Source organism: Devosia ginsengisoli (genome assembly GCF_007859655.1).
In the GTDB taxonomy this organism is placed as follows: domain Bacteria; phylum Pseudomonadota; class Alphaproteobacteria; order Rhizobiales; family Devosiaceae; genus Devosia; species Devosia ginsengisoli.
The window spans coordinates 178,767-191,535 of sequence record NZ_CP042304.1 but is presented as its reverse complement, the minus strand read 5'-3'; the positions used below and the strand labels follow the sequence as shown (position 1 = coordinate 191,535).

The 12,769-nt window shown below is 63.9% G+C and carries 13 protein-coding genes; 9 read left to right on the top strand and 4 right to left on the bottom strand.

Annotated elements, in window-relative coordinates; translation table 11 throughout:
- Positions 1-4: 4 nt before the first annotated feature.
- Both FPZ08_RS01000 and FPZ08_RS00995 read right to left on the bottom strand, forming a co-directional pair.
- A complete protein-coding gene (locus FPZ08_RS01000) occupies positions 5-1,747 on the bottom strand; it encodes a tetratricopeptide repeat protein (protein ID WP_146288257.1) in 1,743 nt (580 codons plus the stop codon).
- Positions 1,748-1,854: 107 nt separating this feature from the next.
- Positions 1,855-3,501, bottom strand: a complete 1,647-nt coding sequence (locus tag FPZ08_RS00995; protein ID WP_146288256.1) for an electron transfer flavoprotein-ubiquinone oxidoreductase — start codon at positions 3,499-3,501, stop codon at positions 1,855-1,857.
- A gap of 78 nt (positions 3,502-3,579) precedes the next feature.
- Here FPZ08_RS00995 and FPZ08_RS00990 point away from each other — a divergent pair, with 78 nt between their 5' ends.
- The 5 genes from FPZ08_RS00990 (at position 3,580) to moaB (ending at position 6,905) form a co-directional block, all read left to right on the top strand.
- Positions 3,580-4,389: a uracil-DNA glycosylase gene (locus tag FPZ08_RS00990; RefSeq protein WP_146288255.1), complete on the top strand. Its 810-nt coding sequence runs from the start codon at positions 3,580-3,582 to the stop codon at positions 4,387-4,389.
- Positions 4,390-4,433: 44 nt separating this feature from the next.
- Positions 4,434-4,670: an antitoxin MazE family protein gene (locus tag FPZ08_RS00985; RefSeq protein WP_146288254.1), complete on the top strand. Its 237-nt coding sequence runs from the start codon at positions 4,434-4,436 to the stop codon at positions 4,668-4,670.
- Positions 4,657-4,980: a type II toxin-antitoxin system PemK/MazF family toxin gene (locus FPZ08_RS00980; RefSeq protein ID WP_146288253.1), complete on the top strand. Its 324-nt coding sequence runs from the start codon at positions 4,657-4,659 to the stop codon at positions 4,978-4,980. The genes FPZ08_RS00985 and FPZ08_RS00980 overlap by 14 nt, the downstream gene beginning before the upstream one ends.
- Before the next feature lie 85 nt (positions 4,981-5,065).
- Entirely contained in the window at positions 5,066-6,391 is a 1,326-nt protein-coding gene (locus tag FPZ08_RS00975; protein WP_146288252.1) for an MFS transporter, read from the top strand.
- Complete coding sequence (moaB, locus tag FPZ08_RS00970) at positions 6,369-6,905, top strand: molybdenum cofactor biosynthesis protein B (protein WP_146288251.1); 537 nt, start codon at positions 6,369-6,371, stop codon at positions 6,903-6,905. Before FPZ08_RS00975 ends, moaB begins: the two co-directional genes overlap by 23 nt.
- A 62-nt stretch (positions 6,906-6,967) precedes the next feature.
- Here moaB and FPZ08_RS00965 read toward each other — a convergent pair whose 3' ends face one another.
- On the bottom strand, positions 6,968-8,458 hold the full coding sequence (locus FPZ08_RS00965; protein WP_146288250.1) for an MDR family MFS transporter: 1,491 nt from the start codon (positions 8,456-8,458) through the stop codon (positions 6,968-6,970).
- Positions 8,459-8,909: 451 nt separating this feature from the next.
- Here FPZ08_RS00965 and FPZ08_RS00960 point away from each other — a divergent pair, with 451 nt between their 5' ends.
- Entirely contained in the window at positions 8,910-10,058 is a 1,149-nt protein-coding gene (locus FPZ08_RS00960; protein ID WP_146288249.1) for a PA0069 family radical SAM protein, read from the top strand.
- 84 nt (positions 10,059-10,142) lie between these two features.
- Positions 10,143-11,018 (top strand): phosphotransferase family protein, encoded by an 876-nt coding sequence (locus tag FPZ08_RS00955; RefSeq protein ID WP_146288248.1) that lies wholly within the window; start codon positions 10,143-10,145, stop codon positions 11,016-11,018.
- Here FPZ08_RS00955 and FPZ08_RS00950 read toward each other — a convergent pair.
- Positions 11,015-11,605, bottom strand: coding sequence for a hypothetical protein (locus FPZ08_RS00950; protein WP_146288247.1), 591 nt, complete (start codon positions 11,603-11,605; stop codon positions 11,015-11,017). The genes FPZ08_RS00955 and FPZ08_RS00950 overlap by 4 nt on opposite strands.
- A 214-nt stretch (positions 11,606-11,819) precedes the next feature.
- Between FPZ08_RS00950 and FPZ08_RS00945 the strand changes: the two genes are divergently transcribed.
- Both FPZ08_RS00945 and FPZ08_RS00940 read left to right on the top strand, forming a co-directional pair.
- Positions 11,820-12,050: a DUF4180 domain-containing protein gene (locus FPZ08_RS00945; RefSeq protein WP_246132771.1), complete on the top strand. Its 231-nt coding sequence runs from the start codon at positions 11,820-11,822 to the stop codon at positions 12,048-12,050.
- A 30-nt stretch (positions 12,051-12,080) separates the two neighbouring features.
- Positions 12,081-12,737 (top strand): ribonuclease HII, encoded by a 657-nt coding sequence (locus FPZ08_RS00940; protein WP_146288245.1) that lies wholly within the window; start codon positions 12,081-12,083, stop codon positions 12,735-12,737.
- The last annotated feature ends 32 nt before the right edge of the window (positions 12,738-12,769 follow it).

The window sequence follows — 12,769 nt, the reverse complement described above, 5'->3', positions numbered from 1 at the left end:
GCCTCTATTCGGTCGCGTTGGCTTCGGTCAGCCCATCGGCCAGCTTGGGGGCCACCCGCTCCTTGACGTTACCCACCTCGTCCACTGAAGCGGCCACGTTCCACTGGAACTTGGCTTCGAGCTTGCGCCCAGCGCGCCAATAGGCGTCGCCCAGATGGTCGTTGATCTCGGCATCGTTGGGGCGCAGCAAAACGGCCTGCTCGAGCGTCGCCACCGCCTCGTCGATGCGGCCGAGCTTGTAGAAGGCCCAGCCCAGCGAATCGACGATATAGCCATCCTGCGGCTGCGCTTCGACGGCCTTTTCGATCATGCCCAGCGCCTCTTCGAGGTGCATGTCCTGGTCGATCCAGCTATAGCCGAGATAGTTCAGCACTGCGGGCTGGTCGGGATTAAGGTCCAGCGCCTTGAGGAAATCGGCCTCGGCCTTGGGCCACTCCTTGGCCCGCTCATAAGCAATGCCGCGCACATAGTAGAAGCGCCAGTCGGACGGGCTGTCGCCCCCGGTCAATGCCAGCGCATCGGTATAGGCATCGGCCGCGGCCACATATTGCTCGTCATAGCGCAGCAGGTCGCCCAGCACCGATACCGCGTCGAGATCGTCGGGGCGGCTGTTGACGATATTGTTGAGGCGACGCAGCGCCTCATCGCGATTGCCGATGGCATCGAGATTCTGCGCCACGCGCACCACCGCCGTCGGCTTCATCGGCGACGTGGCCGGCACGGCCTCGTAGATCGAATTGGCCTCATCATGCTGGCCGGCGGCATCGAGCAACTGACCCAGCGCCAAGGCGATCACATCGGCCGAGGGGTCGAGATAGAGCCCCATGCGCAGGAAGACCAGCGACAGATCGAGACTACCATCGCGCGACAGCGCCACGCCAATGCCATGGAACATTTCGGCAGCGCCGACCTGGACATTGGCAGCAAAAATGCCCGGACGCTGGCCGGCTTCGACCTGTTCCTTGACAATGGTGACCACGGGATGGCTCAGGCCCTGGTTCTCGAATTCGGCAATGACATCCTTGGCTTCGTCGAAGCGGCCGGCATTGGCCAGAATACGCGCATAGACCTCTACAATGCGGGCGACATAGGGTTCGGCATCGAAGGCGCGGCCGGCCAGTTCGATGGCACTATCCGTGTCGCCGGCAGCTTCCGCCATCAGCGCGCGGTGAAACACCAGGAAATCCTCGAGGCCCGACTGGCCGAGCTGGTCGAGCGCCTTGTCGGCTTCGTCCTTGCGGTTGTCGCCGACCAGCGCCCAGGCGCGCAGAATGCCGGCGGTGATGCCGGTAAAGCTGTCCTGCCCGATGGCGCCCAGCAGCCGTTCGGCGGCGTTATAGCGGCGCTCCTTCAGCGCCTCGGTGGCGACCACGAGTTCGGCCAGCTCATTGTCGGGGTCGAGGTCGAGCAGATGCTTGGCGGTGGATGCTGCCTGGCCGATCTGCCCGTCTGCCGCAAAGGCGATGAAGGCGCGTTCGACCAGAACCGGATTATCCCAATCGCCCTGCGCCGCCTGGTAGAAATAGCGGGCGGCCTCGTCGGTGCGCAAATCCTGCAATGCCTGCTGGCCGGCCATGTAGGAGCCGGTAACGCTGGTCCGGAACATCGGCATGAGGCCGAAGGCGGTCAGCGGGTCGGATTGTGCCGTCTTTACGGACTGGGCCGATTGCGTCGCATGAACGCCGGTCGCCGAGAGCAGCAGGGCGATGAATGCCGGGCGCGCGATGCGGGTCAGAAACGATGTCACGAGGCTGGATACTCCCTTGGCCTTTTCGGGGCCGTTCTGGGCGCGAAGATTGTCCGTTTTGGGACTGCGCCGCAAGGGCAAGCGCCAATGCGAGGCGCTGCCGCAAATCACATTCCGCTGTAGTTGGGTCCGCTGCCGCCTTCGGGCGGGACCCAGGTGATGTTCTGCGCCGGGTCCTTGATGTCGCAGGTCTTGCAATGCACGCAGTTGGCAGCATGGATGCGGAAGACGGGCGCCCCGCCTTCCTCGGCCACTTCGTATACGCCGGCGGGGCAATAGAGCGGCGCCGGTTCGCCATATCTGGGCAGGTTGTCGCGCACCGGCACATCGGGATCGGCAAGGCGCAGATGCACCGGCTGGTCTTCGTCATGCACCAGATTGGCGAGATAGACGGATGAAGCACGGTCGAAGGTCAGCTTGCCATCAGGCCTGGCATAGGTCCGGGCTGGCAACGTCCCCTTGGGCTTGAGGCCCTGATAGTCGGGCTTTTTGTGATGCAGCGTCCCCAGCAGCGAGCCGCGGAATATGGCCGCGCTCCACAGCTCCACCCCACCCGCCAATGCGCCAAGCACCGTGCCCAGCCGCGTCCAGAGGGGTTTGACGTTGCGCACGCCCTGCAATTCCCTGGCAATGCCGGTCGCCATGATGCGATGGCCGAAATCCTTGATCAGGTCGTGCTGGCGGCCCTTGCCGATGGCCTCGGCCACCGCATCGGCCGCGCCGATGCCGGACAGGATGGCATTGTGGATGGCCTTGAGGCGCGGCGCATTCATGAAGCCGGCCGCGCAGCCGATCAGCCCACCGCCTGCAAAGGCCAAAGTGGGGATGGATTGCCAGCCGCCGGCCGTCACGGCGCGCGCGCCGTAGCTGATGCGCGTCGCGCCTTCGAGCAGCGGCGCCACCGATTTATGCGTCTTGAAGCGCTGGAATTCGTCGAAGGGCGAGAGCGTGGGATCGGCATAGTCGAGATAGGTCACCAGCCCCACATAGAGCTTGCGATCTTCGGCGTGGTAGACGAAGCCGCCGCCTGCCGTGGCATTGTCGAGCGGGAAGCCGAGATAGTGGTCCACCCTGCCCTGCTGGTGCTTTTCCGGGGCAGTTTCCCAGATTTCCTTGATGCCCAGCCCGTATTTCTGCGGCTCGCGTTCTAGCTGATGCTGGGCAATGACCTGCTTGGCCAGCGATCCGCGGGCGCCTTCGGCGATCAGCGTATATTTGGCTTCGAGCGCAATGCCTTCGGCAAAGCCCGGCTTGGGATTGCCCGCGCGGTCGCGGCCAAGGTCGCCGGTGATGATGCCGCGCACCGGCCCCTTGCCGCTGGACAGCACATCGACCGCCGCCGTCATCGGGAAAATATCCACGCCCAGCTCGGCAGCCTGCTCGCCCAGCCAGCGCACGAGATTGCCCAGGCTGATGATAACGCCATTGCGGGTTTTCAACTGCGGCGGTACCAGCAGGTGCGGCAGGGCGAAATCGTGCTTTTCGGTCAGCAGGTGATAGGTATCGCGCGTCACATCGGGGCCAACCGGCGCACCCTTGAGCCGCCAATCGGGGATCAGGGCGTCGAGGCCCACCGGATCCATCACCGCGCCAGACAGGATATGCCCGCCAATTTCGGCGGCTTTTTCCACCACGGTCACTGCTATTTCGGGGTGGCGCTGCTTGATGCGGATGGCCGCTGCCAGGCCCGACGGACCCGCGCCGACGATCAGCACGTCGGTCGAAAGGGTTTCGCGCGAACCGGCCTCTGCCATATAGAGTTGTCCTCAACGTCCCGTGTGAAACCTGATCGCGTCTGGCCGCGCCAAACGGGCTGTGACATAACAGAGAACATGGCTCAAGATCGACCGCTAAATCACGACGAAATGGTCGCCGTGCTCGATTGGTATCGAGCGGCGGGGGTCGATATCGCTGTGGGCGAAGAGCCGGTCGACCGCTTTGCGCAGCGCGCGCCGCAGCGGATGACACCGTCACCTGCTGCCCCTACCCGGCAACAGGCTGCCGAGCGCCCTGCGGAAACGCCTGTCCTCGGCGGCGACCCGTCGGAAGCGCGCAGCCTCGCCGCTTCGGCGCAGTCGCTCGATGAATTGCAGACCATTCTCGGCGCCTATGACGGCTGCGGGCTGAAGCTCCGCGCCACCCAACTGGTCTTTGCCGATGGCAATCCGGAAGCGAAGATCATGCTGATCGGCGAGGCTCCTGGCGCCGAAGAGGACCGGCAGGGCAAGCCCTTCGTCGGCAAATCCGGGCAATTGCTGGACCGCATGCTTGGCGCCATCGGGCTGGACCGCACCAAGGTCTATATCGCCAATACCGTGCCGTGGCGCCCGCCCGGCAATCGCACCCCGACCCCCGAGGAAATGGCGCTCTGCCTGCCCTTCCTGCATCGGCAGGTCGAACTCGTCGCGCCCAAGGTGGTGATGACACTGGGCGGCCCGGCCATGCAGACCATTTTCTCCACCACGACAGGCATCATCAAGATGCGCGGCAAGTGGTCGAGCGTCGCCATCGGCAACCACACGGCCGAGGCCATCCCCACACTGCATCCGGCCTATCTGCTGCGCAACCCGGCCGCCAAGCAGCAGGCGTGGCGGGACATGCTGAGCCTCAAGCTGAAGGTCGAGGCTTTGGGGCTTGCTTGACCTTCGGCCGCTCTCGCACTACGTTACATGTAACGGAGGCAGCCATGGTTTCATCGGTCAGTCAGAGAGTACAGAAGCGGCGCGATGCCCTGCGGGCGCAGGGTCTTCGGCCTGTACAAATATGGCTGCCCGACGTAACGGCACCGGGGTTTGCCGAAGAAGCTCGTCGTCAGTCGCTGCTTGCCGCCGAGGCAGATGCGCGCGATCCGGAGCTGCAGAGTTTCCTGGACGCGGCATTGCTGGACCTAGCCGAGGATTGGCCTCCTTATGAAGAGGAGTAGTGTCGTCAAAGTTGCCTTGCCCGGCGACCTCGGCAAACCGCGCCCCGCGCTTGTCGTCCAGTCAGACGCATATGATGCAACCGGGACCGTCGCGGTTTTGCCCCTGACCAGTGACCTTACCGACATTACGCTATTTCGGGTCTTGCTGGAGCCGTCGCCGGACAATGGCCTGCGTCACCCATCGCATGTCATGATCGACAAGATTACCAATGTCCGACGCGACAAGGTCGGCGGGGTGATCGGCACCCTGCGCGATGACATTATGCTCGAGATTACGCGCAAGCTCGCTGTGTTCCTGGGCATCGGCTGATTTTTCGCCCTGCCATTCGGGGAACGGCGCGCTATGGTGACCGTTGCGATTTGCAACGTTCCGATCCAGCACAATCGAAAGCGTCATGGCCTCTGTCATCAAGATTTATGCCCTGTTCCTGGGTTCCGCGCTGCTCATGTTCGGCGGCGGCTTGCAGGGCCTGCTGCTCTCGGTGCGCGGCGCCGAGGAAGGGTTTTCGCTGCTGTCATTGGGCCTGATCGGCACCGGCTGGTCGGTGGGCTTCGTGGCCGGGTCGATCACCGTGCCGATAGTGGTCCGCAAGGTCGGCCATATCCGTGCCTTTTCGGTCATGGCGGCCATCGGCACGGTGACCATCCTGCTCAATCTGCTGCTGATCAATGATATCAGCTGGATTCTGCTGCGAGCCCTGTCCGGCTTCTGTTTTGCCGGGGCGGCGATGATCGTCGAGAGCTGGCTCAATGAGGTGGCCGAGAACAAGAGCCGCGGCACGATTTTTTCGATCTATGTCACCATCAACCTGGCCGCCTCGACGCTGGGGCAGATTTCCATGTCGATTACCGGCACGGCCGGCTATGTGCCTTTCGTGCTCGGTGCCATCAGCTTTATCTGCGCAGTGCTGCCCACGGCGCTGACATCGAGCCCGCAGCCGCGGCCGCTGTCGTCAGCCAAGATCGATGTGGGCCTGCTCTACCGTACCTCGCCGGTGGCAGCGATCGCCGCTTTTTCGGTCGGCATGGCCAATGGCGCCTTCGGCACGCTGGCGCCGGTTTATGGCTATGAGCAGGGGCTCGATGCCAGCGGTATCTCGCTGCTGTTTGCCGTTGCCGCCATTCTCGGTGCAACGGCGCAGGTTCCGTTCGGGCGCCTGTCCGACCGCATCGACCGGCGGCTGGTGCTGATCGGACTGTCCGGCTTTGCCGCCGTGATCGGCGCGCTGACCGCGCTCATCAATCCGGGACCCAACTGGATGATGTTCGTGCTGTTCGCGGCCTATGGCTTTGCCGCCAACCCGATCTATGCCGTCGCCGTGGCCCATGCCAATGACTTCGCCAAGGATGGCGACTTCGCCAAGATTGCCGGCGGCATGCTGCTGATCCTGGGAGTGGGCCTGGCCATCGGCCCGGCCGTGGCGTCGCTGATCATGGGCGCCTGGTCGCCGGTGGGCCTGTTCATCGTTACCTCCACCTTCCACGGGGCGCTCGCCATCACCGCCTGGCTGCGGATGCGCATCCGCAAGAGCGTCGATGCATCCGAGCGGGCGCCATTCCAGCCGATGGGCGACAAGCAGGTAACGCCGGAAACCATTGTGCTCGACCCGCGGGCTGATAGTGATAGCGCCGACGAGCCGGTGGCGCATGAAGCGCCGGTGCCGGAGGAATTGATCGAGACGGTGGAGGAGAAGCGCGATGTTCAAGACGGCACGATTTGAGGACCGGGCGTTCAAGCCGCTCTCCATTGCCGTTATTGCCGTCTCCGACACGCGAACGCTCGAAACCGATACGGGGGGCGCCCTGCTCAAATCGCTGCTGGAGGCCGATGGCCATAGCTGCGCCGGTCGGGTCGTGGTGCGCGACGATATCCAGCTCATCCGCCAGGCCGTGCAGGGTTTCGTCGCCGACCCACAGGTCGATGTGATTCTAACCACTGGCGGCACCGGCTTTTCCGGTCGCGATGTGACGCCCGAGGCGGTCGAGCCGCTGTTCGACAAGCGGATGGAAGGCTTTTCGGTGCTGTTCCACCAATATTCGGCCACCACTGTCGGCACCAGTTCGCTACAGTCGCGCGCCACGGCGGGGCTGATCGGCACCACGTTCGTCTTCTGCCTGCCTGGCTCGCGTGGCGCATGCCGCGATGCCTGGGAGGGCATCCTGACCCACCAGCTCGATTACCGGCATAAGCCGTGCAACTTCGTCGAACTGATGCCCCGGCTGGACGAGCGCTGATCCAACAAAACGGCGCCGGTGAAGTTCACCGGCGCCGCTGCAGTTTGGGATGGGATTTGGTCTTAGTGGCCGTGGCTCATGCCCGCATTGCCTTCCGGCTTGCGGATGAAGAAGGCCGCAACGATCGCGAAGAGCGAGATCACCGCACCGACCAGGAAGGCCGAACGGATGCCGGCAGCCAGGGCTTCGACCGGATCGAGCCCCTCACCCACCAGGGCCGCGGTGCGGATGGTCATCAGCGCGATGAACAGCGCAATGCCCGCAGCGCCAGCCAGTTGCTGCACCGAACCCAGGACCGCGGAGGCGTGCGAATAAAGCTCGCTGCGCACCGACCCCATCGAGGAGGTGAAGACCGGCGTGAAGATCAGCGACAGGCCGATGCTCAGCACGACGTGCCCAGCCAGCAGCGCCCAGACCGAGGTATCCTGGCCCACCATGGTCAGCGCCCAGAGCACCGCCGAGACCAGGATGGCGCCCGGCACGGCCAGCACCTGCGGCCCGACCCGGTCATAGAGCCGGCCGACCACCGGACCCATCAGACCCATGATAAGGCCGCCGGGCAGCAGCAGCAGACCGGTCTGCAGCGTATCGAGGCCGACCACCTGCACCGTATAGATCGGCAGCAGGATCACCGTGCCGAACAGCGCCATCATGGCAACCAGCATCATGCTGACCGACACCGTATAGTTCCGCGACTGGAACACACGCAGATCGAGCAGCGCCTTATTGTCCTGCTGCAGGCCAAGCTGCCGCCAGACGAAGGCGACCATGGCAGCCACACCCACCACGATCGGCAACCAGATCGGCATGGCGGTCGCCTCGCCGGGATGGGCGAAGCTCTCTCCGAAGCTGGACAGGCCATAGATCAGCCCGCCAAAGGCGAAAGCCGACAGGATGACCGAGAGCACGTCGAGCGGCGCATAGCGCGGGGTCGACACGTTCTGGATCTTGCGCCAGCCGAGCAGCAGGGCACCGATGGCGATCGGCAGCACCAGGATGAACATCCAGCGCCATTCGAGATTGGCCAGGATGAAGCCGCCAATGGTCGGGCCGATGGCCGGAGCCACCGACATGACGATGGAGATATTGCCCATGGTCTTGCCGCGGGCTTCCGGGAGAACCAGCGTCATGACGGTGGTCATCAGCAGCGGCATCATGATGGCCGTGCCGACGGCCTGCACGACGCGGCCGGCGATCAGCAGTTCGATGCCGGGCGACACCGCGCAAAGCAGCGTGCCCAATGTGAAGATCGACATGGCGAGCAGGAAGATCGGCCGCGTATTGAGCCGCTGCAGCAGGAAGCCAGTTACCGGAATGACGACCGCCATGGTCAGCAGGAAGGCCGTGGTCAGCCACTGCGCGACGCTGGCAGCGACGCCCAGATCGGTCATCAGATGGGGAATGGCCACGCTCATGATGGTTTCGTTGAGAAACACCACGAAAGTGGAAACAAGCAGCAGGGCGATGACCAGCCTGTTGCGCGCGGCATCGTTCTGGACGACCGGCGGCGCGCCGATCAAGTCCGCGTCGAATGTGGTTGCGTCGTTACTCATGGTGTTTTCCTTGAAAACTGGAATTGCCTTGTCAGCGGGACGACGGGTGGCGTCGCGGGATTTCGACGTCACCTTGAAAAGATTCCGCGACAGCCCCTGTCAGCAGCATCTTTGGTTAAGTAATGGCTTTAGTAATTTATGCATCCGCCAGGGTCAATGCTAAATCTTTCGCTTAAGCATTAAACGATCGCAATGACCCGAAGGCGAAGGGAGGGCGTATCTAGGCCGATCGGGTGGCGAGGTCCACCCGCATAAACGCAATTCTGCCTTGCGAAATCGTGTTTTTGGCCCTTCAAGTCAGGCCGTCCGATACCCATGTATGCGCCAGGCGACCGCCCTTGGCACGGTCTACCGCCCATCATGTTCTTGTTTTGTTCCATTGGAACTGCTACATCTTCCAGACGTTCTGCAGTCACGATTCGACTGCGGCGCGCCCGGCAGGAGATGTCTCATGGCCCTCTATCAGGCCCCTTCTTTCGAAGCATTGGAAAAGCTCAGCCGTAGTCGCGACGCCGATCTGGCGCGGCGCGAACTGCTTGATCCCGACTGCATCCGCGGCCGCGGGGCGCAGTCCAACCACACCGGCCGCTTCGAACGGCAGAAGCGCGAGGGGTTCGATGACGGGTGGGACAATGTGGAGCCACTGTCGATCTTCGAGACGGTGGAGCATGTCGAACGCGCCAAGACCATCATCACGTCAAATGACAGCCCCGATATCGGTTTCGAACGCTCGATCAATGCCTATCGCGGCTGCGAGCACGGCTGCTCTTACTGCTATGCGCGGCCGAGCCATGCCTTTCTCGGCCACTCGGCCGGCATCGAGTTCGAACGCGACATCTATGTGAAGGTGAACGCCGTCGAGGCCTTGCGCGCCGAGATCGGCGCCAAGGGTTACAAGGCCAAGCCCATCGCCATGGGCACCAATACCGACCCCTACCAGCCGGCCGAGCGCAAGCACAAGCTGACGCGCGGCATTCTCGAAGTGATGCTGGAAACCCGCCACCCTGTCATGATCACCACCAAATCGGCGCTGATCATCCGTGACCTCGATATCCTGACCGAACTGGCCAGACTGGGCCTGGTCAAGGTGGCCATTTCCATGACCTCGATGGATCACAAGCTCAGCCGCAAGATGGAGCCTCGCGCGTCCTCCCCTGCCCGGCGGCTGGAGGCCATCCGCCTGCTCAGTGAAGCCGGCGTGCCGGTAGCCGTGTTCGCCTCGCCGATGATCCCTGCCATCAACGACATGGAACTCGAGCGCATTCTCGATGCCGCTGCCGCACAGGGCGCCAAAAGCGCCTCGATGGTTCTGCTCCGCCTGCCCGGCGAAGTGCGCGAGGTGTTCCGTGAATGGCTGCTGCGCCATTTCCCCGACCGGGTGCGCCATGTGCTGTCGCTGGTGCGCGATACGCGCGGCGGCAAGGACTACGATTCCCGCTTCGGCACCCGCATGACCGGCGAAGGCCCCTATGCCACCCTGCTCCGCCAGCGCCTCGACAAGGCGCGCGAGCGCTATGGGCTCGATGCCAAATTGCCGGGCCTGCGCAATGACCTGTTCGTCGCGCCCAAGCTCGAAGAGCGGCAGATGAGCCTGTTCTAGAGGGGCAAGGCTTCCAGAACGAGGATGCGGCCGCTAGAAGCGCAGGGTAGCGGCACACCGGTTGTCCGCCAACCGGAGACAGGCATGCCGGCATCGGAATTCACCCTCGAAGGGCTGAGGGATATCATTGTCGGCCGGTTCCCCGAGCTGGCGGATGAGCGCTGCATCATGATCTCGGAAGGCTGGGACAGCGTCGCGGTCGATGTCGGCGACCGGATCATCTTCAAGTTCCCGCGCCATCCCCATGGCGAAGCGGCCTTGCGCCGCGAGGTGGCTATCCTGGGCCTGGTTGGTGCCGCGGTCAGCATGCGCGTGCCGGTGCTGGGGCTCTTCGAGACACCCCGGATCTTTTCGCGGCACGACAAAATCCCCGGCGAGCATCTGGTCACCACCCAGTATGACGCGCTGGATGAGCGTTCACGGCAAAGGCTGGGCGAGGTGATGGGCCAGTTCTATGCCGAACTGCACCGCATCGAGCTTGCCGACGCCACCGCTTCTGGCGCATTGCCGGTAGAGACCTGGCTGGGCGCCGAGGAAATCCTGCGGCGCATCCAGCCGGTGCTGCCGCAGGCGCTGCGGCCATTCGCCGAAACGACCATGGCGCGCTGGGCCGAACTGGCGCCGGAACCGCTTGGTATGACCTATGGCTTTTTCGACGGCCATGGCTGGAACATGGCATTCGACCACGCCGCGGGCCGGCTCAACGGCATCTATGACTTTGCCGATTCCGGCATCGGACCGCGGCACCAGGAATTCATCTATTCCAACCTGATCTCGGCCGATCTCACGGCGCGGATCATCACGGCCTATGAAGGCCATACCGGCCTCAGCATCGATCGCGATCGCGTCGACCTGCTGACGGCGGTGCATCGGCTGTGGGAACTGGCAATGGAAGCCCATCTGCCGGCCCATATCGATGGGCTGCTGGCGGTGCTGTGGGCCTGGGCCGAGCGCCGCTAATATTGCGCCACCCGGCGTGCATAGGTGGCCATGAAATCGAGCGAGGCGATGACGCCGCGCAGCGAGAGCCACACCGGCTTGCTGGCCTCCGCCCCGCCGGTCAGCGGCACCGTAAGCAGCAGGGCATTGCGCTCCTTCATCCGCTCGATCAGCGCCGCCTTGCGATCGGGATCGGCCACGAAATACTGGTTGGTGGTATTGTACCGCGTCTCCAGATCCCCGGTGAAACTGAACTGCTCGGGCGCCTCGCCGCCAAAGGCCAGGATTAGCGGCCGGCTGGGATCGACCGCGACACCGTCGGCGGCCACCGTGATGGCCAGGTCGAGTTCGCCATTGAGCCGGTTGCGGAACAGAGTGAGCTTGTAGGCCGGCAGGTTGGCGCTGTTCAGGCCCTGGCTGCCGGTGCTGGCGAAGCAGGAAAAACCGTAATAGTCGGTGGCGTCCTCATCGATAATGTCAGGACAAACCGCCAGCCAATCGCGATGATATTCCCGCCATTCCCCGAATGGATGGTGAAACGGTTCGGCCGCAGCCGGCAGGCAGGAGGCCAGAAGAACAATAAAGGCGCTGCCGATCCTGGCGATCATCGAATTCTCTTTTGCTGGCGCCCCCCGGCGGAACCGATTATAGCAACCGGCCCCGGCCCGGCACAGGGCTAAATCACGGAGGGATCGATGAATATTGTCAGGCACAAGGGGCTCACCATCTGCGAATTGCCGCCGCAGGGTGGCTTGCTGGGCAGCGATCTAACCGCCCCCGACATTATCGGGGGAAGCCTATGAGGCCGACCCTGACATCATCGTGGTGCCGGTTTCCCGCCTCGCGCCCGGCTTCCTCGATCTCAGCACGCGCATTGCCGGCGAAGTGTTCCAGAAGATGGAGCAATATAGCCGGCGGCTGGTCATCCAGGGCGATATCGCAGTCGAGGTCGCGGCCAGCAAGGCACTGCACGACTTCGTCTATGAGACCAACCGGCGCGGGCATCACCTGTTCGTGCCCGATCACGAAAGCCTCATCGCCCGCCTCGGTTGACTTGTCGCGCGGCGGGCGGATGCTGGCGGCATGCTGTTCGATTCGTCCATCCAGACTGAGCCCGACTATAGCCATGAGCGCGAGCTCATGGCGCGCGGCGCCCGCATCGTTGCCGGCGTCGACGAGGCCGGCCGTGGGCCTCTAGCCGGACCGGTGGTGGTCTCGGCGGTGGTGCTCGACGCCAGCGCCATTCCGCCCGGGCTCAACGATTCCAAGAAGCTGACCGAAGAGCAGCGCGAATTGCTGTTCGAGCAGGTGATGGCCACGGCGCTGGCCGTGTCGGTGGTGGTGGCTCCACCCTCCATCATCCTGTCACGCAATATTCGCGGCGCCACGCTCTGGGCCATGGCCCAATCGGCCTGCAGTCTCGGTCTCCGGCCCGACCGCGTGCTGATCGACGGCCGTGACGTGCCCATGGGCCTGCCCTGCGAGGGGCTGGCGCTGATCGGCGGCGACGGGCGCAGCGTGTCCATTGCCGCGGCCTCCATCGTCGCCAAAGTCACCCGCGACCGCATGTGCCGGATCATGGACTGCGACGCCCCGCATTTCGGCTTTGCCGGCCACAAGGGCTATTCCACGCCCCAGCATATGCGGGCGCTGGTGGAACATGGCCCCTGCCGGCACCACCGCGAGGAATTCGCCCCGGTGGCCGAGGCCTGGGAGCGCGTGCGGGGTAAAGTGGCCTGAACCGCCACACTTTAACCTCCCGCTAACCCCTT

Coding starts and splice junctions, on each gene's coding strand:
- moaB (WP_146288251.1), top strand. CDS start 6,369: ATGTTCAAGACGGCACGATTTGAGGACCGGGCGTTCAAGCCGCTCTCC.
- FPZ08_RS00990 (WP_146288255.1), top strand. CDS start 3,580: ATGGCTCAAGATCGACCGCTAAATCACGACGAAATGGTCGCCGTGCTC.
- FPZ08_RS00940 (WP_146288245.1), top strand. CDS start 12,081: ATGCTGTTCGATTCGTCCATCCAGACTGAGCCCGACTATAGCCATGAG.
- FPZ08_RS00965 (WP_146288250.1), bottom strand. CDS start 8,458: ATGAGTAACGACGCAACCACATTCGACGCGGACTTGATCGGCGCGCCG.
- FPZ08_RS00955 (WP_146288248.1), top strand. CDS start 10,143: ATGCCGGCATCGGAATTCACCCTCGAAGGGCTGAGGGATATCATTGTC.
- FPZ08_RS00995 (WP_146288256.1), bottom strand. CDS start 3,501: ATGGCAGAGGCCGGTTCGCGCGAAACCCTTTCGACCGACGTGCTGATC.
- FPZ08_RS00960 (WP_146288249.1), top strand. CDS start 8,910: ATGGCCCTCTATCAGGCCCCTTCTTTCGAAGCATTGGAAAAGCTCAGC.
- FPZ08_RS00985 (WP_146288254.1), top strand. CDS start 4,434: ATGGTTTCATCGGTCAGTCAGAGAGTACAGAAGCGGCGCGATGCCCTG.
- FPZ08_RS00975 (WP_146288252.1), top strand. CDS start 5,066: ATGGCCTCTGTCATCAAGATTTATGCCCTGTTCCTGGGTTCCGCGCTG.
- FPZ08_RS00980 (WP_146288253.1), top strand. CDS start 4,657: ATGAAGAGGAGTAGTGTCGTCAAAGTTGCCTTGCCCGGCGACCTCGGC.
- FPZ08_RS00950 (WP_146288247.1), bottom strand. CDS start 11,605: ATGATCGCCAGGATCGGCAGCGCCTTTATTGTTCTTCTGGCCTCCTGC.